This window comes from Nguyenibacter vanlangensis (assembly GCF_038719015.1).
GTDB classification, from domain to species: domain Bacteria; phylum Pseudomonadota; class Alphaproteobacteria; order Acetobacterales; family Acetobacteraceae; genus Gluconacetobacter; species Gluconacetobacter vanlangensis.
Window position 1 is genome coordinate 58,032 of the sequence record NZ_CP152276.1, and the last position, 23,417, is coordinate 81,448.

The 23,417-nt window shown below is 65.2% G+C and carries 17 protein-coding genes and 1 other annotated feature; of the genes, 11 read left to right on the plus strand and 6 right to left on the minus strand.

Annotation, left to right across the window (positions count from 1 at the left end):
- The first annotated feature begins 11 nt into the window (after positions 1-11).
- Both AAC691_RS00315 and AAC691_RS00320 read left to right on the plus strand, forming a co-directional pair.
- The gene (locus AAC691_RS00315) at positions 12-1,796 is read left to right on the plus strand and encodes an AAA family ATPase (protein ID WP_342628572.1); all 1,785 of its coding nucleotides are present in this window, start codon (positions 12-14) and stop codon (positions 1,794-1,796) included.
- A complete protein-coding gene (locus AAC691_RS00320) occupies positions 1,783-3,600 on the plus strand; it encodes an ATP-dependent helicase (RefSeq protein ID WP_342628573.1) in 1,818 nt (605 codons plus the stop codon). Before AAC691_RS00315 ends, AAC691_RS00320 begins: the two co-directional genes overlap by 14 nt.
- Positions 3,601-3,858: 258 nt before the next feature.
- Here AAC691_RS00320 and AAC691_RS00325 read toward each other — a convergent pair whose 3' ends face one another.
- A complete protein-coding gene (locus tag AAC691_RS00325) occupies positions 3,859-4,779 on the minus strand; it encodes a WYL domain-containing protein (RefSeq protein WP_342628574.1) in 921 nt (306 codons plus the stop codon).
- A gap of 98 nt (positions 4,780-4,877) precedes the next feature.
- On the opposite strand from AAC691_RS00325, the gene AAC691_RS00330 reads away from it, so the two are divergent.
- From AAC691_RS00330 to AAC691_RS00370, 9 genes are all read left to right on the plus strand, one after another.
- Positions 4,878-5,321, plus strand: a complete 444-nt coding sequence (locus AAC691_RS00330; RefSeq protein WP_342628575.1) for a DUF2604 domain-containing protein — start codon at positions 4,878-4,880, stop codon at positions 5,319-5,321.
- Complete coding sequence (locus AAC691_RS00335) at positions 5,318-5,863, plus strand: putative metal-binding protein (RefSeq protein ID WP_287994646.1); 546 nt, start codon at positions 5,318-5,320, stop codon at positions 5,861-5,863. The genes AAC691_RS00330 and AAC691_RS00335 overlap by 4 nt, the downstream gene beginning before the upstream one ends.
- Complete coding sequence (locus AAC691_RS00340) at positions 5,860-6,375, plus strand: Mov34/MPN/PAD-1 family protein (protein WP_342628576.1); 516 nt, start codon at positions 5,860-5,862, stop codon at positions 6,373-6,375. Before AAC691_RS00335 ends, AAC691_RS00340 begins: the two co-directional genes overlap by 4 nt.
- A 3-nt stretch (positions 6,376-6,378) precedes the next feature.
- A complete protein-coding gene (locus AAC691_RS00345; RefSeq protein ID WP_342628577.1) occupies positions 6,379-7,989 on the plus strand; it encodes an E2 ligase fold family C protein in 1,611 nt (536 codons plus the stop codon).
- Positions 7,990-8,104: 115 nt separating this feature from the next.
- Complete coding sequence (locus tag AAC691_RS00350; protein ID WP_342628578.1) at positions 8,105-10,789, plus strand: PD-(D/E)XK nuclease family protein; 2,685 nt, start codon at positions 8,105-8,107, stop codon at positions 10,787-10,789.
- Positions 10,789-13,956, plus strand: a complete 3,168-nt coding sequence (locus AAC691_RS00355; protein ID WP_342628579.1) for a UvrD-helicase domain-containing protein — start codon at positions 10,789-10,791, stop codon at positions 13,954-13,956. The genes AAC691_RS00350 and AAC691_RS00355 overlap by 1 nt, the downstream gene beginning before the upstream one ends.
- A complete protein-coding gene (locus AAC691_RS00360) occupies positions 13,953-14,450 on the plus strand; it encodes a phosphatase (protein WP_342628580.1) in 498 nt (165 codons plus the stop codon). The genes AAC691_RS00355 and AAC691_RS00360 overlap by 4 nt, the downstream gene beginning before the upstream one ends.
- Positions 14,451-14,805: 355 nt before the next feature.
- Positions 14,806-15,309: a hypothetical protein gene (locus AAC691_RS00365; protein WP_342628581.1), complete on the plus strand. Its 504-nt coding sequence runs from the start codon at positions 14,806-14,808 to the stop codon at positions 15,307-15,309.
- Positions 15,310-15,498: 189 nt separating this feature from the next.
- A protein-coding gene (locus AAC691_RS00370; protein ID WP_408906035.1) for an IS3 family transposase occupies positions 15,499-16,727 on the plus strand; the annotation gives its coding sequence in 2 pieces (ribosomal slippage) (positions 15,499-15,790 and positions 15,790-16,727; 1,230 coding nt in all).
- Positions 15,780-15,896 (plus strand) — a sequence feature (AL1L pseudoknot). Its footprint overlaps the gene before it by 117 nt.
- 36 nt (positions 16,728-16,763) lie before the next feature.
- Here the strand turns inward: AAC691_RS00370 and AAC691_RS00375 are convergent.
- From AAC691_RS00375 to AAC691_RS00395, 5 genes are all read right to left on the minus strand, one after another.
- Complete coding sequence (locus AAC691_RS00375; RefSeq protein ID WP_342628583.1) at positions 16,764-17,720, minus strand: hypothetical protein; 957 nt, start codon at positions 17,718-17,720, stop codon at positions 16,764-16,766.
- A gap of 46 nt (positions 17,721-17,766) precedes the next feature.
- Positions 17,767-20,391 carry an AAA family ATPase gene (locus AAC691_RS00380; RefSeq protein ID WP_342628584.1) on the minus strand — a complete coding sequence of 875 codons (2,625 nt, stop codon included), beginning with the start codon at positions 20,389-20,391 and terminating at the stop codon, positions 17,767-17,769.
- A gap of 74 nt (positions 20,392-20,465) precedes the next feature.
- A complete protein-coding gene (locus AAC691_RS00385; RefSeq protein ID WP_342628585.1) occupies positions 20,466-21,593 on the minus strand; it encodes a hypothetical protein in 1,128 nt (375 codons plus the stop codon).
- Entirely contained in the window at positions 21,590-22,837 is a 1,248-nt protein-coding gene (locus AAC691_RS00390) for a HipA domain-containing protein (RefSeq protein ID WP_342628586.1), read from the minus strand. The genes AAC691_RS00385 and AAC691_RS00390 overlap by 4 nt, the downstream gene beginning before the upstream one ends.
- Positions 22,830-23,165, minus strand: a complete 336-nt coding sequence (locus AAC691_RS00395; protein ID WP_342628587.1) for a helix-turn-helix transcriptional regulator — start codon at positions 23,163-23,165, stop codon at positions 22,830-22,832. The genes AAC691_RS00390 and AAC691_RS00395 overlap by 8 nt, the downstream gene beginning before the upstream one ends.
- Positions 23,166-23,417: the final 252 nt, after the last annotated feature.

Consider the following 23,417-nt stretch of genomic DNA (forward strand, 5'->3'; position numbering starts at 1 on the left):
GGGAGAGAAATGTGCGCATCTCGCGGGTAAAAATCAGCAACTTCGCAAATTTCTCGGAGATTGACGTCGAAACTGGCGAAAGCATCGTCATTGTCGGCGAGAACAAGGTCGGGAAGAGCAACTTTGTCCGGGCTCTGCAGCTGATCCTCGACCCTGGCCTCTCTGAACGTGATCGGCAGCTCGGGCTTGAGCATTTCTGGGATGGCCTGGGAGAAGACAAGCTCGGCGAAACGATCGAGGTCGCAGTCGAGCTGACCGACTTCACCAGCGATCCACGGTTGATGGCGCACCTCAACGACTGCGTGGTCGATCCCGGGCCGCCGATGGTTGCGCGTCTTACCTACCGTTTTCAGCCAAAGGCCAATCTCGGGCGGGACCCTCAGAGCCTCTCTGACTATGAGTACATCGTTTTCGGCGGCGACGATCCCGAGATGTCCATTGGGCCGTCGCTGCGGCGGATGCTTCCGCTCGACGTGCAGGTCGCACTGCGCGATGCCGAAAAGGATCTGTCGAGTTGGCGCAATTCGCCGCTGAGGCCATTGATTGAGGAATTAGCGACGTCGCTCGATGAAGACGCTCGGGCTGAAATCCAGGAGCAGGTCAACGAGGCGCAAGCCGAGCTGGTCAGCCACGATGAAGTAGTCGCAACCGCCGAGCGGATCAGCGAGCGGCTGATCGCGATCGCTGGCGAGCAGCATGCGGTGCCGTTGACGCTCGGCCTGGCGCCCACGCGGGTCGATGCTCTGCTGCGCAGCCTGCGTCTGCTGATCGACAATGGTGCGCGCGGCATTCCCGATGCCAGCCTTGGGACCGCAAACCTGATCTTCCTGGCGCTCAAGAGCCTGGAGCTTGATCGGCTCGTGACGGATGGCGAGCGCGACCACACCTTCTTCGTGGTCGAGGAGCCGGAAGCGCACCTTCACCCGCACGTTCAGCGTCTGGTTTACCGCTATTTCCTCGGTAGCGGCGGAGATGGCGAGGAGCAAACGCCGCCACTCACAACCATCCTGACTACGCATTCACCGCATATCGCGAGCGTCACCCCGATCCGGTCGATCGTGCTGCTTCGTCAAGACGCGGCAGCCAATGCGACGATCGCCGTCTCGACGGCTAAAGCGCCGCTAGACGAGCGCGACGAGGCGGACCTCCAGCGCTATATCGACGTAAGCCGTGGCGAGATCTTCTTCGCTCGCGGGGTCGTCCTGGTGGAGGGCGACGCGGAGCGGTTTCTCGTGCCTGCGTTTGCGGAGGCGCTGGACATTCCGCTCGACATGCTGGGCATCACCGTATGCTCGGTCAGCGGTACGAACTTTACTCCCTACGTCAAGCTGTTGGGTCCCGAGGGCCTCGACATTCCGCACGTCATTCTTACCGATCGTGACCCGAACGGAACGAAACCCCCGCTGGTCCGGCGCCGCCTGATCAACGTCCTGCGCCTGGTGGAAGACGGTGTAAACTACACCCCTCTGGACGCCGACGCCGTCATCGCGCGTGCGGAGGCGGTCGGATATTTCGTGAACAGCAACACGCTCGAGCCAGAACTGTTCGCCGGCGGGCTTGCTGAGGCGATGCAGGAGGTCATCGAACAGGAGCTGTCGATCGGCCAGGCGACGCGAGATCTGATCCAGGGATGGGTCGATGACACCGACACCCTCGACGAGGAGCAACTGATCAAGCTCATCGAGCGGATTGGCAAAGGGCGCTTCGCGCAGGCGCTGGCGCCGCACGTGGATGAGGATACGTGCCCGGATTACATCCGGCAGGCGCTGGAGCATATCCGCGATGCCATTGCGTAGTGTCAGCGCAGCGTATCTCGCCCAAGCAGCCGATCTTGCAGGCAATCCGGGTCAGCAGGCGGCTTACGACTCCACGGGCAACTGCGTGGTGCTCGCCGGCCCCGGCAGCGGCAAGACGAAGACGCTGGTGCTCAAACTCGCCCGGATCATGGCGGAGGATGTGCGCGCACCCCGAGGAGCGGCATGCATCACCTATAGCCAGGAATGCGCTCGCGAACTGACGCGCCGACTAGAGCGGCTGGGCCTGCGCGAGGCCCCCAATCTCTTCATAGGCACGGTGCATGGGTTCTGCCTGAGGCATCTCCTCATGCCCTATGGTCGGCTTGCGGGCCTCCCGGTGCCGTTCCCGCTCACTGTCGCCACGCAACGGCAGAGCGACCAGGCGATGAAGCGCATCGGCGACCGGCTGTTCGGCGTCGGCCATCCCAACAAGCCCATGGACCTTGGGCGGCATCGACGGTCTGTCCTCGACCGGACGTCGGTCGCATGGACGAGTGAAGGAGAGCTCGCGACGTGGGCGGAGGGATATGAGGCCGAACTGCGTCGGTTAGGTCTGATCGACTTCGATGATCTTGTGATCTTCGGGCAGCGCCTGGTTTCGGAGCACGACTGGGTGCTCCCGCTGCTTCAGGCGAAATTTCCGGTACTCGCGGTCGATGAATATCAAGACCTCGGCGTGGCCTTGCATCGGATCGTCAAGCGCGTCGCCTTCGATGGCGGCGTTCGGCTCTTTGCGGTGGGAGACCCCGACCAGTCGATTTACGGCTTCACCGGCGCGGACGGAGCGCTGTTGCAGGAGCTTGCCGAACGGGACGATGTCGAGCGTGTTCAGTTGCAGCTCAACTATCGTTCAGCGTCGCGCATCGTCAGCGCCTCCGAGATGGCGCTCGGGGAAGTCCGTGGCTACCAGTCCAACGACCCGGACCGTCAGGCGGTCATAGAATTCGTTCGGTGCGACGATGGCCTTGAAGGGCAGGCCGCGCACGCGGTCGCTGAAATCATTCCGGCAGCCCTCGCGGCCAAGCCCGGACGCGCCGTGGGTGACATTGCCATCCTCTATCGTGACTACCGGGCCGGCGACGTGGTGGCGGAAGCAGTTGCTGCTGCGGGGATCGATTTCGTTCGCGTCGACACCGCGGCGCCCTATCGCAAAGTCGCGCTCACGAGCTGGATTGAGGATTGCGCCGCGTGGTGCGCCGATGGCTGGCGAGAGGCCCGGCCGCAGTTGCGTGGACTGCTCGATCGCTGGCTCGGATTTCATCGCACTCGGATCTCAGAGGTGCAGGCCCGAGATGAGTCGCAGCGCCTGACGCAGCTTCTATGGTCGCTTCGCGTCGAGGAGGGGCTCGCCCGGGATTTTGTGACGGCTGTGCGGGCTGGAATACTCGATGCGCTAATGGCGGCCGAGCCGGGTCTCGCCGATCAGCGTGAGCAGGTGGATCGCATGTCGGCCGCACTAGCGGTCGGGGGACCGCTCGCCGATCTCGACCTTGCAAGCCTTGGCGGTCGCGACGGCTCTCCGCTGCATCTGAACTTGCTCACGCTGCACTCAGCAAAGGGGTGTGAGTACGACGTTGTGATCATGGTCGGTCTCGACCTCGGAAGTTTGCCGTGGCGCAATGAATTGGCCGCCGCTCGCCGCGAGAGCCGGCGGCTGTTCTACGTCGGTCTCACGCGCGCCCGTGACGAAATCCATATGCTCTATTCCGGCTACGTCGATACTGGACGCGGCCGGATGCGTTGGGGGCGCTCGCCATTTCTCGATGAACTTGAAGCGCGGATGGACGAGGCGGAAATCGGTTGATCCCGATACTGAAGTTCTCACCAACTTCAATCGTTCGAGGCGGGTCGCGGCAAGTTGAGGAACCTCAGATAAACCACAGGGTGTGTGCCAAAACCATCGTGCAGGAGGTGGAGGCCGCCGTGTCGCGATGGCCGTCGTTCGTTGACCCGGCCGGGGTGTCGGACCCGTGGCGCGCTTCCATCGATCCAACCCTGCGGATCGGCGGGGGCGGCGCCGCGGTAGGCCCGTCGACCTGAATGCCCGTTCCGGCCGACGGCGTTAGCTTGCGATAGCCGTCAGGCCAGCGGCGGCGACAAGGGCGGCAGTCCCCGCCTTCGCAGCCGTGCGGGCTTCCGTTAGTTCCTCTCGGTTGAGCAGCACCAGCTGTTGGCGACGCACAGGGATGTGTTCGGGGTCCAGGTCGAGATTGAGTTGGCTCTCCAGATAGTAGGACGAGCAGACGCTCAGCGGGACCTCGACCTTGCCGTCCTGCATGCCGTGGTCATGTTCGACTGCCGCGCGCATGTTCTTTGGCAGACGGGGGTTCGCCGTCAGGCAAAGGTTCACCTGCACCGACCACTCCAGATCCCATTCCGGCCGCGCCGCCGTTGGCTGCGGCTCGCCCAGCTGTTCCAGGCGGCCGATCACGAACTCCCGAAAGCTCACGGTGCGAAAGCAGAAGGCGCGCACGTGCCAGCGCTGACCGTCGAAGCCCAGGGCATGGGGGGCGATACGGCGAATGGACGGCGTGTCGTCGGTGAAGGAGAGGTAGAGGGCATCAAGCTCCAGGCGATCCTGGATGCAATGCACGAGACGCCTCAGGACCTCCCGGTCGTAGACCCGGCGCAGCCTGGGCGCGCCGACGAATGAAGGGGGACGGCCGATCCACGATTCGCCAGCGGCGAGCCCGCCTGTGGCCAGCGAGCGCAACTGCGCCAGATAGCCGTCCGCCGATGGCGCTGAAATCACGGGCGCGAAGTCAGGCCCCGCGACATAGGTCTTGGCGTTCTTGTCGTAGCTCAGGTTGCCGGGCGCCAGCTCGTCATATCGCGCCAGGTCCTGAGAGGCCTGGGGCACGCTGATTCCGAAGAAATCGACTAGGTCGGCGCGATTGATGCGCCCCTCCCAATAGAGCCGCAGCTCGATGAAATTCAGCCGCCGTTCGACGTTCCACCGCAAGGCCGTCCGTTCGTCATTCATCTGTGCGTCTCCCATGGTCAGTATAGTTTCTTGACTCAGCGGAAAAATCAATCAATATAGTTTCTATACCCGTCCTGGCGGGCTGGATGGAGGCCATCATGAGCATTTCGGACGACACGGCGGATGCCGGGCATATGGAAGACGAGCGCGAACGCCTGGAGCGCGAGAAGGCGCTGCTGGAGCGTGAAGAGGAGCGCATGGAGCGGGAGCGTGAGCGACTGGATGAGGAGCAGGCCCGCATCGACCGCGAAGAAGAGCGCATCGAGCGGGAGGAAGAGCGTCTCGACCGCGACCGCAAGATCGACCTCGTGGTCCTGGTCAGCGGCGTCGAGGTGAAAATCAAGGCGCCGCATGACGAGCTGCTGCGCAAGGTCGCCGAACGGGCGCTGAAGAAGAGCGAGGACGTCGGCCAGCCGCTGGAAAACTGGGACCTGCGCAATGAGGCGGGCGAGATCCTCGATCTGGATCGCACCGTCGGTTCCTACCATCTGAAGGACGGTGCCTTGCTCTCCCTGACTCTGAAGGCGGGGATCGCCGGATGAGCGGCCAAGTGGTGGACCCCGCAGTCTCGCGCATCAAATTCGATCGCGAGGTCGAACAGTTTCGCCGCCTGGACACGATGCATCGCCAGCGCGGCTGGTGGTTGATGTCGGCGACGTTTCCGGTGGTGCAGATCGGGTTCATCACGCCAAACGTCCGGCCGGCCGCCTTGGCGGTGTGCGCGCAGATCGACTTCACGAACTTCGACCTCTGGCCGCCGTCGGTGAAATTCGTCGATCCGTTTAACGGCAAGGTGCTGAGCCTCGAAGGGGTCGGGCTGCCGTTCATCCGCAATACGCCCAGCGGCCCGCAGTCCATCCTCCAGGGCCATGGCGACGCGCCGGCGTTCCTATGCCTCCCGGGCGTGCGCGAGTATCACGACCACCCGGCGCATACGGGCGACAACTGGCTCCTGCACCGCGGCCACGGTGAAGGCGGCCTGCTCTTCATCGCCGACAAGATCTCTACCTATGGGGTGGAGACCATTACCGCCTGGCAGATCCAGATGCGCAATACGCTGCATCAGGGGCTGATGGCGGCATGACCGCGAGTCTCTCGCTCCTGGCGACCGTGCGGACGCCGCTCGCTGTGGCGGACGCGACCCAGCGCCACCTGCGCGCTAGCGGGCGCCAGGGCCTGGAAGGCATGGCGCTGTGGGCCGGGCATGTGGACGGTGACCAATTCCGGGTCAGCGAATTGATCGTTCCCCAGCAGCAGGGACACCGGACGGAGCACGGCCTCGCAGTGTCCGTCCCGGGTGATGAGCTGCATCGCATCAACATCTACCTGCACCGCCAGGGTCTGCGGCTCATCGCGCAGATCCATAGCCATCCGACCGAGGCCTATCACAGCGACACCGACGACCGTTACGCCATCGCCACGGCCTTGGGATCGTTGTCTATCGTGGTGCCGGATTTCGCGGTCCGGCCCTTCGCCCTGAACGATTGCGCGGTGTTCCGCCTGAGCAAGCGACCCTGGTGGCATGGCTCCAAGTGCGCCTGGTGGCGCGAACTGCCGCCGGCCGAGCTCACCCGCACCCTTATGCTGGAAGGCTGATCCATGGCGCTCGCCAATTTTTTCGATCGGGCGCTGCTGAGCGCCGCCCAGGCGCTGAACGGCGCCGACCTGGAGGTCATCCGTGAGCGGCTCGAAAGCCAGGTCATCGAGCTAGCGTTCGATCGCGCCGCTTTCTCCGCCGTTGAAGGCCGAGCCATCTTGGACCTGTCGGTCCGGCTGCTGGCCCGGCTCTATCCGATCTTGATCTTGAAGCCGCTCGATGAGGCCGCCGCGACCGCTCTGCCGGGGCTGCAGGCTTTGGCGCTGGCGATCAATCCCGACATCGCCTTGTCGACCACCGATCCCGCCACCGTTCGATTGGTGGTGGGGCGCACCGCGGCGCCGGCCGGCACGATAACGATCTACATCGGGTCGGATCGGTGGCTGGCCAAGGTCTCGACCCGCTCGCCGCGCGGGGTCGGCGCCAGCCGACTGTCGTTTGGGGCGGGGGCGGCGGCCTGTCAGGGGGCGGCCAATGTCTTCCGCGCGGTGTTTGCGGATCTTCTGCCTGCCGGGCGGCTCGACAGCAACACGGTGCTCTCGCTGTTCGATTTCTCCACCGGCAAGGACGCCCTGCAAGGGCCCGATCTCGAGGCGGTAAATCTGGAGTCAACCGCTCTGGTGGGCCTGGGGGCGATCGGGAATGGCGCGATCTGGGCCCTGGCGCGGGTCCCCGGGCTAACCGGCGACCTGCATCTGATCGATCACGAGCGGGTCGAGCTCTCCAACCTGCAGCGGTATGTGCTGGCCACCCAGGACGATGTGGGGAGAGTCAAGGTCGAGTTGTCCCGCCAGGTGCTGTGCGCCACGGGCTCCTTCCGCGCCACGGCGTTTGTAACGCACTGGGATGAATATGTTCAGGGCCGCGGGCACTGCGTTCTGCCGCGTGTGGTTGCGGCGCTGGACAGCGCGGAGGACCGCATCGCCGTCCAAGCCGCCTTGCCCAAGCGGGTACTCAACGCCTGGACCCAGGCTGGTGACCTTGGGGTCTCACGCCACGACTTCCTGGGCGACCACGCCTGCTTGGCCTGCCTCTATCTTCCGGACGGCGTGGTGCCCCATGAAGATCAGTTGATCGCCCGGGCGCTCGGCTTGCCTGAGGATCCCGCTAACCTTCTGCCGTTGCGCGACCTCCTGGTGTTGGGCAAGCCGGTGGGTGAAGCTTTCGTCCAGGACGCCGCTGACCGTCTGGGCCTGTCGCCCGGAAGCCTGCTGAAATTCGCCGGCGAGCCCCTGCGCCAATTTTACGCAAAGGCGATCTGTGGGGGTGGTCTCGCTCCCACGGGCGCGGGACGCCCGCCGCTAGAGGCGCCGCTGGCGTTCCAGTCGGCGATGGCCGGGGTGATGCTGGCCGCCGATGTCGTCGCGGAGGCCGCGGGGCTGCGCGCCATCGCCTTGCCAACCAAGACCGTGCTCGACCTGACCCGGGCGGCCGGAAAGCGCTTGAGCCTCAATGTCCGCAAGCCCCCCGCCGGGGCGGCCACGCCCTGCATCTGCCAAGACCCAGATTTCATCGGCGCATACCGAGCCAAACACGGGCTTCCCGCCCTGCCGCCGCCCGCGCACCAAGATGATGATCCTGTCGAAGCCGCAGGTCTTGAGGCTGTCAAATAGGGTATTCGCAGGTCGAAGCGAGGCCTCAGTGTCGGCCGGCAGGTGAAGTTGTCGCAACACGCGTAGATTGTGTCTTCCCAAGCGCCTATGATGTCGTCCCAGGGGAGGGGCCAGGATGCAGCTTTTCTTTGGCATGGCGGCGGACGGGCGAACGTTCCCTGACCACCCCGGCGGCGGCGCGGGCGCGTTGGACTGTGCGGTCGTAGGGCCTGCAGGGTTGGTCGACGCACTCGAAGCCCAACTAGGCCTGCTTGGCCCACCGGTCCCCAAGGCGATTCGCATCGCAGCCTATGTGGCGAAGCTGCGCGCCGCCGGCGACAGCCGGTTCTGGTCGGCCTCTTTCAGCAAAGACCCGTGGTCGACCGCCGTCCAGTTGCTCGGTTGGCGGGACACCCTGGCGGCTGGGGGGTGGACTGGGGCCGCGCTTGGGTCTGTCCGGCTAGATGATTTGGCTGCGGCGGAGTCGGCCGGTGCGCCAATGCCCGCCGGACTTGCCGATCGTCTGGCCGCCTTGGTCACGGCGGTGGGCGTGCGGCCGGGCCTGCGCCTCAAGAAGCTTCGCCTCCTGGAACCGCGGGCTCGCTTTGCCCCGGCCTGGGGGCGCCTCCTAGACGCCCTGCAGGGCGCCGGCGTGGTGCTGGAGGACGGGGTTGCCGAACCCGCCGCTGGCCCTTCGACGGATCTTGGCCGAGTGCAGGCCACCCTTCGTGGCGAACCGTCCGAGGCCTTGGTGGGCGACGGCTCGTTCACCCTGGTCGAGGCGGACACTGCGCTGATGGCGGCCGAGGCGGTCGCTGACTGGCTGGCGGCCGGTGACCAAGCCTCGTTGGCGGGCACGGTGGTGCTGGCGCCGGATGGCGACACGGCGCTGTTGGACCACGCCCTGGCGGCCCGCGGCCTTCCGGCGCTGGGCCTCTCCAAGCCCTCGCCCTGGCGGGGTGCCTTGCAGGTCCTGCCCCTGGCCTTCGCGGTTGCCTGGCGCCCGTTTGATCCCAAAGCGCTCCTGAATCTGCTGATGCTGCCGCGCCCGCCCATCGGACGGTTCGCGGCGGGCCGGCTTGCCCGTGTTCTTGTCGCCGAGCCCGGGCTCGGTGGCCCGGCGTGGCTGCAGGCGTGGAAAGATATCGCGGCGACCCTGCTGGAGCGCGAGGACGAGCCCGACCCAGCCGCGGCCGCGCGCAAGGTGGCGCGCCAGGTGGAGCAGTGGCGGGCCTGGACCCAGGGCGGCCAGTTTGGCCGCGCCGAAGGCATGAGCGTCGCCAATGCGCGCCAGATTGCCGGCCGCGTGGCCGCATGGGCCGTGGCGACCGACGCGGGGCGCGGCGACGCCCTGTTTTTGGCCGTCGGCGCCGCGGCGGGCGCCTTTGTCCGCGCCATCGACGCCCTGGAGCTCGAGGTCTTGCCGGCGCTGCTGATCGAACGGGTGTTGGCCGAAGTCCTGGCCGAGGGCGTCGCCAACCCAGGTCATGCCGCGGAGGCTGGGGGACTGCGCGCGATCCATACGCCAGGCGCCCTATGGGCGCCGGCCCTGCGGCTTGTCTGGTGGAGTTTCGTCGGACCCGGCGAGAAGGTGGCGCCCACCACCTGGAGCCGCGCGGAACAGGCGGTGCTGGCGGCCGCCGGCGTGGGGTTGGAGTCGGCTCCTGAGGCGGCGGCGCGGATCAGTGGCGGCTACGCCGACGCAGTGCTGCGGGCCGGCGAGCAGGCGCTGTTTGTCCGGCCGGCCCTGTCCGGCGCCGACGAGACGGTTGCTCACCCGCTAGAGCATCAGCTCCACCTCATGATCGAGCAAGCCGGCGAGCTTGTCCGCTGGAGGGCCGAGCGCCTTCTGGCGGAGCCGGCCGCGCAACTGGCTCAGCGAGTGCTGCCTCGGGCGGCCGTGGACATCATGGATGCACCGGCGCCGCGGGCCAGGTGGCGGGTCCCAGCAGCCGGGCTGGCCCGTCTGGCGAACCGCCGCGAGAGCGCCACCACCTTGGGCCGGCTGTTGAATTGCCAGTTGAGCTGGTTCGCTCAGGACGTCCTGCGCCTGCGGGCGGGCCGGTTTGCGGAAATTCCGGAGGCAAACCAGCTATTCGGCAACCTGGCCCATGAGATCGCCAACCGCCTCCTACCGCCTGGTCCGCCGCCTGCGGTCGCCGATATCCGAAGCCGGGCCACCGCGCTATTCGAGGAACTGTTGCCCAGGATGGCCGCCCCTCTTCAGCAGCCGGAGTTCGCTGGCGAGCTCGCCGCGGCGCGCGAACGAGTCCCGGCGGCCCTGGAGGCGCTGGTGCGGACCCTGCACGCGCGCGGCCTTGAGGTGGTCGGCGCTGAGTTGGATCGCGAAGGCGAGGTGGGCGGCTTGGCCTTGCAGGGCCGTTTGGATCTGCTGGTGCGCCAGGGGGCGACGCCGGCCGTGATCGACCTGAAGTGGACCCGCTCGGCACGGCGATATCGCGAGGAGATCGCCGAAGGTCGCGCCGTGCAGTTGGCGGTATACGGAGCTATCGCCGAGCCCGGCACCGCCGCGACCGGCGCCTACTACCTATTGCGACAACGGCGGCTCTTCGCACCTCGCGGATCCTTGCTGGCGGAGGAGGATATCGAGGCGGTCCGCAGGCTCGACGAGACCTTGCATGGGGTGATCGACGACGTGGCGCTCTGGCGCTCCCAACTCGATGGCGGCAACCTCTTGGCGACGGGGGTGGGTGAAGCGGCGGATCACCGGCCGGCGGAGCTGATGTTCGAAGCGTCGAAGGAGCCGTGTCGGTTCTGTGATCTGACCGGCCTTTGCCGGGTTGGCGTGGAGGCGCTCTGATGGCTGGAACGATCCAGGTGGTCACCGCCGCTGCCGGCGCCGGCAAGACCACGCGCATCGTGGGCGACATCGCCGTGGATGTGGCCACGCGACCGCCTGAGGAGGTCGTGGCCACTACCTTCACCATCCGCGCCGCCGACGAGTTGGTGCAACGGGCGCGCACCGCTCTGTTCGGTCAGGGTCGGGTGGACCTGGCTGGCCGGTTGTTGGGCGCACGCTTTGGCACGGTCAACGCCGTCTGCGGCCAGATCGTGGGCGAATTCGCCCTGGAGCTTGGCCGCTCGACCGCCACCAATGTCATCGCCGACACCCAGGAGCCGCTGATCTTCGCCATTGCCGCTGACGGGGCGATCGGGACCCATGCGGCGATCCTCAATGAGCTGGCGGAAGCCTTCGGTCATGATGATCCGCAACCGCCGGGCCGCGATCCGCCGGACTGGCGAAAGACGGTGCGGTCTATCCTGACCTTGGCCCGCGCCAACGGCCTGTCCGCTGACGCCTTGGCGGCTTCGGCGGAACGCTCAGTGGCCAGCTATTTGGAGCTGTTCACCCCGCCAGCGGCAGACGCCGCGCCGCTGGATGCGGCCTTGGCCGCCGCCCTGGCCGAGGCCGTCGCCCACGCCCCTGCGACACCGAGCGCTTCCGCGGTCAAAGGCGGGATCGACCGGGTGCGGGCCGCCCACATTCGCACGTCCCGTGGCGAAGCGCTGACCTGGTCGGTCTGGGCCGGCCTTTGCAAGGTCAGTTGCGCGCCCACCAAGGACGGCCGGGACTATGACCGGGCTTTGCAAAGCGTGGCCGCGGCCGCCGGCCGGCACGGTGAGCATCCCCGGCTGAGGGCCGATGGGGTGCGCTTTATCCGCGAAATCTTCAGCTGCGCGGCCCAGGCACTGCAGGCCTACGAGGCGCACAAGGCGGAGCGCGGCCTGGTCGACTTCACCGATCAGGAGGCCTTGGCGCTTCAGGTCCTGAGCGATCCTGAGCTAGCCGGCCGGTTGCAGGAGCGGATCAGCCGGGTCTTTGTGGATGAGTTTCAGGACTCCAGCCCGCTGCAGTTGGCGGTGTTCACGGCCCTAGCCGAGATCGCCGACGCCAGCACCTGGGTGGGCGATCCGAAGCAGGCGATCTATGCGTTCCGCGGCGCCGATACAGAACTAACCCAAGCGGCTTTTGCCGGCGCGGCCGCGGCGGCAGAAGGTGATGTGTTGTCGGTGTCCTGGCGCAGCCGGCCTGACATTGTGCGCCTCGCCAACACCGCCTTCGGTCCAGCCTTTGAGCGCATGGGCCTGCCGCCGGAGCGGCATGCCTTTTCCCGAGCGGCCCGCAGCGACGTCGGCTTCGACAAGGAGGCGCTGGCCTACTGGCCCCTGATCGGCAAGGTCGAAGAACAGGCGGCCGGCCTGGCCCGCGGCGTGCGCCGCGCGCTTGACGACGCGAGGACCTGGACGGTCGAAGAACCGACGGGCGTTTTCCGGCCACTCCGGGTCGGCGACATCGCCGTGCTTTGTCGCACCAATACCGATGTGAGGCGGTTCGCGGCGGCGCTGAGTCGGGAAGGCCTGCCGGTGGCGGTCGAGCGTCAGGGTTTGGCGCGCACGCCGCACGTTGAGCTGGCGTTGGCCGCCTATCGCTGGATCGCCGATCCCTCCGATCGCCTGGCTTTGGCCGAGATGGCGCGCTTCTTCGGCGACGACCCGGAGTCCGACGCCTGGCTGCACGCCGCTGCGGAGGAGGGCGAGGAGCAATTGCTTGCCGAGGTGCCGATTGCGTCGGCGCTGACTGCGTTGCGGTCTGACATCCTCGCCCTAACCCCGGCCGAGGCGCTCGATGCGATCCTGGCGCTGCCGCAGGTCATCGCCAAGGTCGAGGGATGGGGCGACCACGCGATCCGGCTTGACGATCTGGAGGCCCTGCGGGGGTTCGCGCGGACCTATGAGGCCGAATGTCTGTCGTCCGGCGCGCCGGCGACCCCATCGGGCTTCCTGCTGGCGCTGAAAGCCGCCGATCCGGAGCGGCCGCCAAGCCTTGCCGCCGACGCGATCCAGGTGATGACCTACCATGGCGCCAAGGGCCTTGAATGGCCGATGGTGGTGCTGGCCAGCCTGTCTTGGGATCCCAAGGCACGGCTGTTCGAGCCGGCCGCGGAGGTGGATGGTGAGCTCGATTGGCGCCGGCCCTTGGCGAACCGGTGGATCCGCTACTGGCCCTGGCCTTACGGGCTCTCCGGTTCAGGAAGCGATCTTGAGGTCAGCGCTGTGGGGTCAGTCATGGGCCAGGCCGCCTCGCGTAGGGCCGTGCAGGAAGACACCCGCCTACTCTATGTCGGGGTGACCCGGGCGCGCGACTATTTGGTGTTTGCTCCCCCGGCTAAGGGGACTCTGAACTGGCTGAAAGTTCTCGATGCGCCAGACGGGCCGCCGCGGCTGACGTTCCCGCCCGAAGGTGACAACCTGATCCAGGTGGGCGACGAGACCTTCGTCGCGGATGTGCAGCCCCTTGCCGCCGGCGATGACGCCGCAGATCGGGCTATCCAACAGACCTTTGTTCGGCCGGCAGCCCCAGAGCGGCCGGCAGCGGTGCTGCTGCATCTGCGGCCAAGTGCTGCTCAGGGGGAGGCGGGCTGGCGTATCGTTGAGACGCTGGATCTTGGCCCGCGGCTTCGGCTCGACGGCGTCAGCGACATGGCGAGCCTTGGCGAAGCCGTTCATGCCATCCTGGCCTACGACAGTCCGGCCCGCACCCTTGCCGTGCGCGAGGCGGACGCCCAGGCCATCCTCGATCGGTGGGGTGTCGCCGGGTTCTCTGCGCGTAACGCACTCGAAGCGTCTGATCGTCTTCACGAGGCGCTGAACCAAAGATGGCCGACGGCACAGCGCAGGCCGGAAGTTCCGGTGACCGCGACCCTGGGCGAGCAACTCGCGACCGGGCGGATCGACTTGCTTATTGAGACGGCCACGGGGTTCGCCATCATCGATCACAAAAGCTTCCCGGGGTCTCCCGATCAGTGGGCGGACCGGGCGATCCACTATGCCCCGCAGCTCGCCGTCTACGCTGAGGCGGTGCGGGCGGCCACCGGCCGGCCCTGTGAGGAACTCTTCATTCACATGCCGATTGTCGGCGCTCTTCTGCGGGTGGCCAGATCGGGGAATGACGGGGGCGCGCCATGATCGAGGTATATCCCAACCTCTTCGTCGGATCTCAGGACGATGAGGCGGCCATTCGCGGGCAGGCCGGGTGGTTTGTGGTGCACGCTTGCAAGGAGCCTTATCACCGCCATGCGCTCGGCTACACCGGCCAGGGGGCGCCGAAGCAGCACCCGGAATATCTGCTGGCGGAGCGCCCGGGGCGATTGATCCTCAACCTGGTCGATGTTGCGCAGGTCTCCTTCATCGCGCCGATCATCGTGGACACGGCGCTGGGCGCTGTCGACCGCCATATCGCAAGCGCCAAGGTCCTGATCCACTGCAACCAGGGCTTTTCGCGGTCGCCGTCGATCGCCTTGCTCTATCTGCTGAAGCACACCAATGCACTGGGCTCTCAAGAGCCCGCAGCGGCTCTGGCCGCCTTTCGCAGACTTTACCCGCCCTATGCGCCCGCACAGGGTATGGCGGACTATGTGCGGCTGAACTGGGCGAATTACCTGCCGCCAGCTAAATCCTAATCGCACGCTTGCTCTGGTCAGGGACGGGGTAGAGTGTCCTCCAGCTTCATTGAGATGGGCGAAGGGGGCTCCCGAAGCTTGTTTGCGATCGGAGCGCGCTTAGGGCGGGTAGCAATGCTGTAGAGAATTCGGAAATCCAGTTCCTTGACCCTGGTGGTATCGCAGTTGGATGGGTTCGGAACCTGACTTGGAAGTTGAATAGTTACAATGCGAAATTCGACCTGTTGACCATCGAGTGATGGGGATCGCCCGGAAACCCTACCACCGCTACCAATCGCTTGGGCTCAAGGTTCTCGGGAAGAGGGTCGTAAGCGTCAGCCGCAGTGGGAGATAAGAAGGAAAACGGGAGGGCCGCATGGCTGATTCAAGCGAAGCGCACCGCGCGAAAAGGAAAAAACCGTACAACGAACGATCCGACCTCGAAAAACTGCAGTCCCAATGGAACAAGTTGTCCGGACTTCACCTGCGTGAAGAACCGTCGGCGGCGATCGTGAGATGCTCGACGGCTGCGGAGATCGCCGCCAACTACGCCATAAGGCACGAATGGGCGCGGCAAACGGAGTTCGATGCCGCCATCGTTGATCAATTCCTTCTCTGGGCGAATGGGCTGCGCGGCAAGATCGATAGGCTATTCGTGCCGATCTACTTTGCCCATCCGAAGAAGAGCAAAACTGCCAAAGCGTTGATTGCTTCGGCGGAAAAGATCAATAAAGTTCGCAACGAGGTTGTGCATCAGGGTCGTTTCAGTAATCAAGGCGAGGCTGAGGAAATTATCGCTGAGGCAAAGCGCTTCATTGATATGATCGTGAGCCTATCGGTGCCCGGCTTCGATATTCGGGACCGCAAGCGGAGCGAATGAAAGAGGGGTCCCTCCTATATCATTCGTAAGGTAGTTCGCCAAACAGCCCGATCATCAGATCTCCGTCATAAAGCGAGAAGGGAATCTCGACATAGTGGTCACGATGGCGCGGCAGGGCACGCCCGTCGTTCGGGCCGTTTGAACCGCGCCGGGATTGGCGGAGACCTTTTCTCCTGAGAAGAAGGTCTGATGAGCAATTCTGTGAAGAAGTTTTCCCCTGAGGTCCGTGCCCGGGCGGTGCGGCTGGTTCTGGAGCATGAGGGCGAGCATCCGTCGCGCTGGACGGCGATGGTGTCGATTGCGGGCAAGATCGGCTGTTCGGCGCATACGCTGAACGAATGGGTCAAGAAAGCCGAGGTCGAAACTGGTAAGCGGGCCGGCGTTCCAGCCGAGACCGCGGATCGGCTCAAGGCACTGGAGCGCGAGAACCGCGAGCTGCGTCAGGCCAACGAGATCTTGCGGAAAGCGTCAGCGTATTTCGCCCAGGCGGAGCTCGACCGCCCCTTTCGGAAATGACGGCATTCGTCGACGCGCACCGCGCGGCATACGGGGTCGAGCCGATCTGCAGGATGCTGCAGATCGCCCCGTCAGCCTACTATGAGCGGCTGCGCAAACGGCGTGAGCCCGATCGGCGATCCGCTCAAAGCAAGCGCGACGAGGTCTTGAAGCCAGAAATCCTGCGGGTTTTCTCGGAGCATTTCGGGGTTTATGGCGTGCGGAAGGTCTGGCGTCAGTTGGGCCGGGAAAAGATTGAAGTCGCCCGCTGCACGGTCGCGCGGCTGATGCGTGATCTCGGGCTGCAGGGCGTGATCCGCGGCAAGCCGAAGCGCACGACGATCAGCGACAAGGGCGCGCCCTGTCCGCTCGATCGCGTCAACCGGCAGTTCAGGGCACCGGCGCCGAACCGGCTCTGGGTCTCGGATTTCACCTATGTCGCGACCTGGGCCGGATTCGTCTACGTGGCGTTCGTCATCGACGTGTTCGCCCGGTATATCGTCGGCTGGCGCGTCAGCCGGACCGCCCATGCGAGCTTCGTGCTCGATGCCCTGGAGCAGGCGATCCATGCGCGCTGCCCGTCAGGAACAGGCAACCTCGTGCATCATTCGGACCGCGGATCCCAATACGTCGCCATTCGCTACACCGAGCGCCTGGCCGAAGCCGGGATCGAGCCCTCGGTCGGCAGTGTCGGTGACAGTTACGACAACGCCCTGGCCGAGACGATCAACGGCCTGTTCAAGGCCGAGGTGATCCACAGGCGCGGGCCATGGCGATCGTTCGATGCCGTGGAGTATGCCACCCTCGAATGGGTCGACTGGTTCAACAATCGCCGCATCCTCGAACCCATCGGCAACATCACGCCGGCCGAGGCGGAGCAACGGTTCCACGCCGCTATGGCCCCCATCCCCATGGCTGCGTAACTTGTGCAAACCGGTCTCCGTCGATCCCGGGGCGGTTCAGTTCTTGGTGTGCCCACGAACCTGCTCACCACCTTCCTTGATGTAGGGCAGCACGACCAAGCGGCCGTGGTTTGTGGAGAGAATCGTCCCTTCCTTCCAGATCGTCGCGCCTTCGGACTCGCGCGTCGACGAGGTCTCTTTGACTTGCCAGCCGATACCGCCATCCGGCTCGTGCCAGAAGACGATCCCGTTTGAGACCAATACTCGTTCACCACGTGCAAGAGCTTCGGCCAGCATTCGTTGTACGCTCGCGAGCTGGAGCAGTTGATTAGCGCGGGGCAGAAGGATTTGTCGGATTGCGGCCTTCGTCTTCCCCCAATGGGCGCTGGCGCTCAGTCCGAATCCGTTGGCGATCTTGGCGCGTTCAGCCATCAATGCGGCCTTCTCGCCGGCGTGGTAGGGTTTCGACCAAACACCGTCCGGCCCAAGGTAGAGGAGGGCGTGGGTCCAACGGTTGTTCGAGCGGCCGACCTTGGCCACCCTCAGATACGGCATTGCAGCCAGTTGTTCGGCGAGATCCTGACGATAGCGTTCGGAGTCCGTCGCGAGCTTCAAGGCGTCGGCTTCCGGCCGCTCGTCGTCGGCATGACGGCGCAAGGCTTCCGCCAACATCAGCCCTTCTTCGTCTTGTAACCGCTGCTTGGCCTGCAAGGCTTTGTCGATCTTGAGTGCGAGCGAGCGCTTGACGACGAGGTCAATGTCGCGCGCGAAGAGCGTCTGCCGCAAGGAGGGGTTGAGTGCATTCGCGGCCGCGACGGCAGTTTCGCGATCGGGATAGTGGTCGGCAAAGACCGTGTCATTATCACCCGGCACCATGCGCTCGCGCCAAATCGGCGCGAGTTCTCCCTTGTCGACAAGCTCTTGCATAAACCAGCGCTCGAACAGGGGGCGGTAGTGGGGCCAGACCGCTAGGTTAACATCGGACGCCCGTTTCATCTCGGACCATTTGACCATGACAGGGCGCCTCCAGCGCGAGGCCGGGCGGCCTGAGGTTTCATCATCATGCGGCCTTCTCCTGCCGCGAACGGATATCGGCGATCCACTTTTCAAGTGCGTCGATTTCAGCCTCGATCACCGATGGCGCGGGCAGCCGGGGATTGATCTCACCGGGCTGACTGTGAAGGAGCGCCGAGCAACGGCCAAACGCTTCCCGCATGGCCGTGCAATCGACATCGGTGAGGACGGTAAGCTTGATGAGGCCCGTCGTGTCCACCTTGCGCGATAGGCGGCGGATCACAGGCCCGACAATCTCCTCGACGGCGCGTTCCCAAGTCGTGCGAAGTTGATCCTGAAAGGACGTAACTTCGCGTAGCCATTTCGCCTGGTCGCCGCGTTCGTGATGAATTTTCACGTTGCCCAGATGCGTCTTCATTCCGTCGATCACCTTGTCGAGCGGCATGACGTTGGCCGGCGGGTCCTGGTGACAATAGCCGGCGTTCTCCGTCCCGCGGCTGATCAGGCGATATGCAACGGGCGTCGCCTCACGGTCTTTGGTCGCTCGGCAGGCCTCATCGAGGAGAAGCAGGAACGCCATGTCGTGGGTGAAGACGATGACTTGGCGCGTCTGGCCGGCCTCGGCCAACCGGGCCGCCACCCTGTCGCGATGTAAGTGGTCGAGCGAGGAGACGGGATCGTCGAACACGATCGCGGATTGCGCATCGATGGTCGACAACTCGGCAAGAAAAGCGGCGAGCGCGACGCAGCGATGTTCACCTTCGCTCAGGACCTTGCCGACCGGTTCGCTTGGCTTGTTGATCAGTCGGACCTGGAAAAAGGGGACGCCAGCCGTGGTCTTGGCCTGCTGAAGCTCGATAGCGAGGCCGGCGACGCCGAGCTTGTCCACCTCGATCGCGAACCTCCCGCGCAGGCGGTTGGTGACCAACGCTTGGGCGATACGGGAGCTCTGAGTGGTGATCTTAGTCGTCGCGGTGTCCTTGCTGGCTTTCTCGACCGCCTCGATGACCTTGAGGCGATCAATCTGGGCCAGTACATCGGATTTCACCACGCCGAGCCATTTGCGATCGGCGAGGCCATCACGCTCGGCGACAAGCGCGGCGCGCTGCGGGGAGCTGGCTTCCGACTGCAGGCCTTCGATGCGCGTGGCGATGCCGCTGAGCGCCGTGCGCAGGGGATCGAGCGAGATGGCGCCTGGCGGCGGAAGATCAGGCAGGACCGCAAGGCCGTGGGTTCTCAGGATGGCGCGCAGTCGCCACGCCAACTGGAGAATCTCGCGGCGAAGAGCGCTGGCGGCTTCCTCCTGGCCGACATCATCGCGGATCGTCGCAACGATCACCATGAGATCCTTCATGGAGATGGCGTGCGCCGAGATCTCGTCGAGCTTTTCGGCATATGCGGTTGCAGCTTCCTCTTCGCGGCGCTTGCTCTCGTCCTGCACGAAAGTCTCGAAACTGCTGAGCCGCTTGGAGGCTTCCTCGCTGAGCGGCTGCTGACACAGGACGCAATGGGTGCCAATCTTGGTTACGGGGAACGGGCGATCGGGATAGGCGGAGGCGCGCGAATAATCCCGGGCCGCCTCCCACAGGGCCTTCCAGACGTCCGAGCCGATGTCGGGCAGAGGCTCGTCGGCGAACAGATTGGCTGAGGCGGCCGCGGCGGCAGAGCGTGCCGTTGCAAGTTGCGTATGGGCCCCGCGTAGCGCCGCCCGGCTTTCGTCGGTCGCGGCGGCGATCAGCCGTTCGAGCTGCTCGATCGCTGATTTGATCCGGGTTTCCTGGCCCTGGAGTTGGCGAACGGTGCGCGCCGGGTCACTGGCCAGGTCGGTGTTGAGCGTTTGAAGTCGGGTTTCTTCCTCGGCTGCCAGGCCGGCAAGTTTCTCGATGGTTTCCGGTTTAGTCTTGCCTGACAGGCCGGAGATCAGCTTGCCGACTATGGTCTCCGGCTTGCATTCGGGTTTGGAAAGAACCGCCGGGGTCTGTTCCTGGAATGCCTTTACTTCGGCAGCCAGTTTGGCTTTGACGTCCTGACAGGCCTGCGCCAGGCCCGCGAGGATGCGGAGTGGCAGCGGCGTGTAGGCGAGGTCGTTGGTGTTCTCGACATGGACGTTGGCAGTCCGCGAGTCGAACACGCTCACTGCGGAGAGCATGGCGTCGGGCGGGCTACCCTGGGTCCATGATGCACTTCGCTTCTGGGCGCCGATGAAGAAGTCGATGCTGGCGGCCGGAGTGCCCGAGCCGGCCGCATAGATGTTGGGAAGGATCGCGTCGCCCTTCGGGGATCGCGCGCGGCAGAGCTGCTTGAGGACCCGGGCGTAGCCGGACTTGCCGGCGCCATTATCGCCATAAATGACGGTGAGGCCGGATTTGCCGAAGCTCAGCCGCTCTCCAGGCGCAAGGGCATTGACGTGCGAGAGGCCATGGAGAGCGCCGAGGCTCACGACGGCGTGGCTGGCTGCAGGATCCCTGACGTGGTTCGCATCGAGCGGACTGCCGGCATCAGCGCCTTTGCAGATCGCGACGAGCGCCGTGATGTCGGCAGTCTCCAGCTTGGACTGACCGCACAGCCGCCTGAGCGCATCGCGCTGCCAGGCGGGTAGATTCGCCGACCATTTGAGAATGTCGGCAAGTGCCGCGGCTTCGTTCGAGAGGTCATTCTCCTGCGCGTCCATGTCTTCTGCCCCGATCCTGCCCGCATGGTCTGGCGGGCCGTTTCCCATGATGCTTGTCTTCCGCAGTCGTTGTCTCAGGTGCCGCCTATGATGCGCCGCTCTTGGCCAAGCGGAATGATCCAGCCGCCGGCACGGTCTGGTCGTGCAAACTCGTCCGGACTCCCTTTTTCGGCGAGACGGCTGCGAATGGCTTGCGGCTCGGCGTCGATAGCGGCGCGAATGAGCTCGTGCTCGACCCCGACGAAGACGGGCCGGAGATTAAGGCGGGAGAGTGCTTCTTGATCGGCAGGCTCAACGCCGGTGTCGGTGAGCGGTCCCGCGCGGGTGACGATTCCGCCGATCAGACCGTCCATGGCGGCGCTCGCCCTGTCCACATCCCGCACCGGGGATGCGTCGAGCAGCGAACGCGCCCGCTGGGTCTCACCTTCGACCCTTCGCGGAAATGATTGGAGTGTGAGGCCGCGGAGCGCGTCTGCCAGTTCGGCATGCCCGAGCGGTTTGATGAGATTGGCGATGTGGAGTCGAAGCATGCCGATAAAGAGCGCGTCCTTCTCCTCCTGGGTATGCGGCTCGCCTTCCTCGACGGGATCCCGAACCGAAAGGCGGGCATCGGCTGGACCGGCCGTCGCCATTCCCCAGCGCGTGGCGATCGCAATACGCTTCACCGTGACCTTGCGGCCTCGGGCGGTGACGTCGATCCGCCGTGCCTGCGCCCATGCCCGGTCCAGCGCTTTGGCTGGACCGCCGACATCGTGGCATCCCTTTGCTTCGGCGACGGTCAGCGAAGACAGGTCGGATGCGCAGGCGATCCAGTCAGGCAGGTCGCCGCGGGACAGGCGCGTGATCTTGACCTGACGGCGGCGATCGAGGTCGATCATGCGGCTGCCGAGATGGGCGAAGATCGAGAGGTTGAAGTAGCGCTCGAGGTAGGCACGCGCGACGAACCGTCCGAATAGGCCGGAGAGCGCGACCTTGACCTCCCGTGCTTGACCGAGCGGCTCCCTGAATACGAACGGCGTGCCTGCGCCGGTCGGGGTCAGCAGCGCATCGAGGATCGACCAGGCGCCATAGGCCGCGCCTGGCGTCTGCAGCACCTCCCGGATCCCGGCATCCTCGATCTCGGAGACTTCCAGATCGACGGTGGCCCCGGAGACCGGGCTTGCGGCTGGCGGATCGAAGCTATGAAAGAAGGTCCTGGTCATAGTGCCAGCGCCCGCGTGAGATCGTCATGCTCGAAGGCGCTGGCCATGCGGGTGATCTCGGCCGACCGGGCGCCGATGGCCTTGGCAGTCTCGCGCCATGTCGCGGTCACGGTCGCGACCTCTTTGATGATCGCTCGAGCCTGCGCCAGCGTGAGTGCGAAATATTCCGACGCCTGTTCGAGCAGATCGAGGGAGCAGGTGCCCTCGTCGAGGTCGATGTTCGTCGTCAGCACGCGCGCCTTGAGATCGGTGGGCACCGGATTGAGGTCATAGGCGGGCGAGAGGGTCCACCCCGCCTTGCCGAGCCAGAGTAAGCCGTGGTTGCGCAGATGATCGTCGACATTGGAGATCAGCACATTGAAGGCAACACGGCGATAAAGTGCGTGGGCGTCCGTCTTTCCCTGCGCGCCATGCTGGGCTAGGGCGTCGACGATCTCGGGATAGCTGCCACGTTCGCCGTCCCTCGCGCCCATCATCGCCATGGCGGACAGGAACGGGATGCGGATCGCGCCATCGCGATCGAAGCGTCGCGATAGCATCACCGACTTGCCGGCCACTTCGACAAGTTCGTGTTGTGGGGTGGCGATGCCGGCTTGGCCGGCCAGCCGCAGCGCGATCTCCTCCCAGGTTTCCATGCTGTAGTCGTCGGTCTCCTTCGGAAACTTGGCGATTGAGAGATGGCCATGTTGGTCGATGACGGAGGCCTTCGGCCGCGCACCACCGAGGGAGGAGCCGGGCGCGAAGATGAGTTGAAGGTCTTCGTCCGTTTCCTCGTTCCGGAGAATCCGCTCGGTGATCTGAAGCAGACGGCCAAGCTCGATCAGGGCCGGCACGCCGGCCCTGATCGGCGCCTGGAAGGTCTCTTCGCCGACCCAGCGAAACCGTAGCGCGCCGAGCCGCGTCTCATCTGCGACCCCGAGCAGGTAGTCGCTTTCCGCGAGCGTGCGGACTGCGCGGCCCTCGCGGTCGGCGAAGCGACGCTCGGCGCGCTGCATGAGGCGGCGGCCCCAGGTATCTGGGGCTGAATCGCCGATCGAGCCGAAGGTCGCGAGGCCAGCAGGAGGAGCGAACGCGCCACGCGTCAATGCTAGTGCCGGCTCTAGCGAGAAGCGGTCTGGATCTGCAAGCCATGCACCTTCGTACTCGAAGAGAATTGTTTCTGCGCCGCGGACGCGATTGCTCCTCGCCAATCCGATCGGGCGCGTGCGACCGTGCAGATCGATATGCACCTCGAAGTCAGCCATCGCGGGACGATCCGGTTGGCCGCTTGAGATGAACGTGCTTGGGCAGATCGGCACTGGCCAGCGCCTGTCCAACGCTGTCGTTGCTGATGTCGGCGATTTGGCCCAGCGCTTCGAGCAGACCGAGGGCTTGAAGAACGCTGGCATAGATGCCGATGCTCACATTGGTGTCGCCAGCCTCGACCCTCTGCAGGGTCGAGCGCGACGTGAAAGCACGCTCCGCCACGACCGCCATAGGCAGCTTGCGGCGGCGGCGGGCGTCGTGGATATCCGCGCCGAGCTTCCGCAGGGCGCGGCGCACGGCCGCTGGAGGGGTGTGTGGAGTAGGCATTTGCTACCTTTGCACTACAGATCGGCTAGATATGTAGCACGAAGATCACATTTTTTCCAGCCCCAACTGGGGCAGCCAAACGGCCCGTGTCAACCCAGCAAGGCCCTGTGTTGAGGCAGGCAAGCCCCGCCTGCGGCGGCCATCTTCCCGACGCTTGTTTGCGATACACGCACGCTTATGACAGGAGCTGCCGCCATATAGATCCGCAAATCCAGCCTCCTTGGCTTGATGGTATCGCGGTTGTTATCGGCT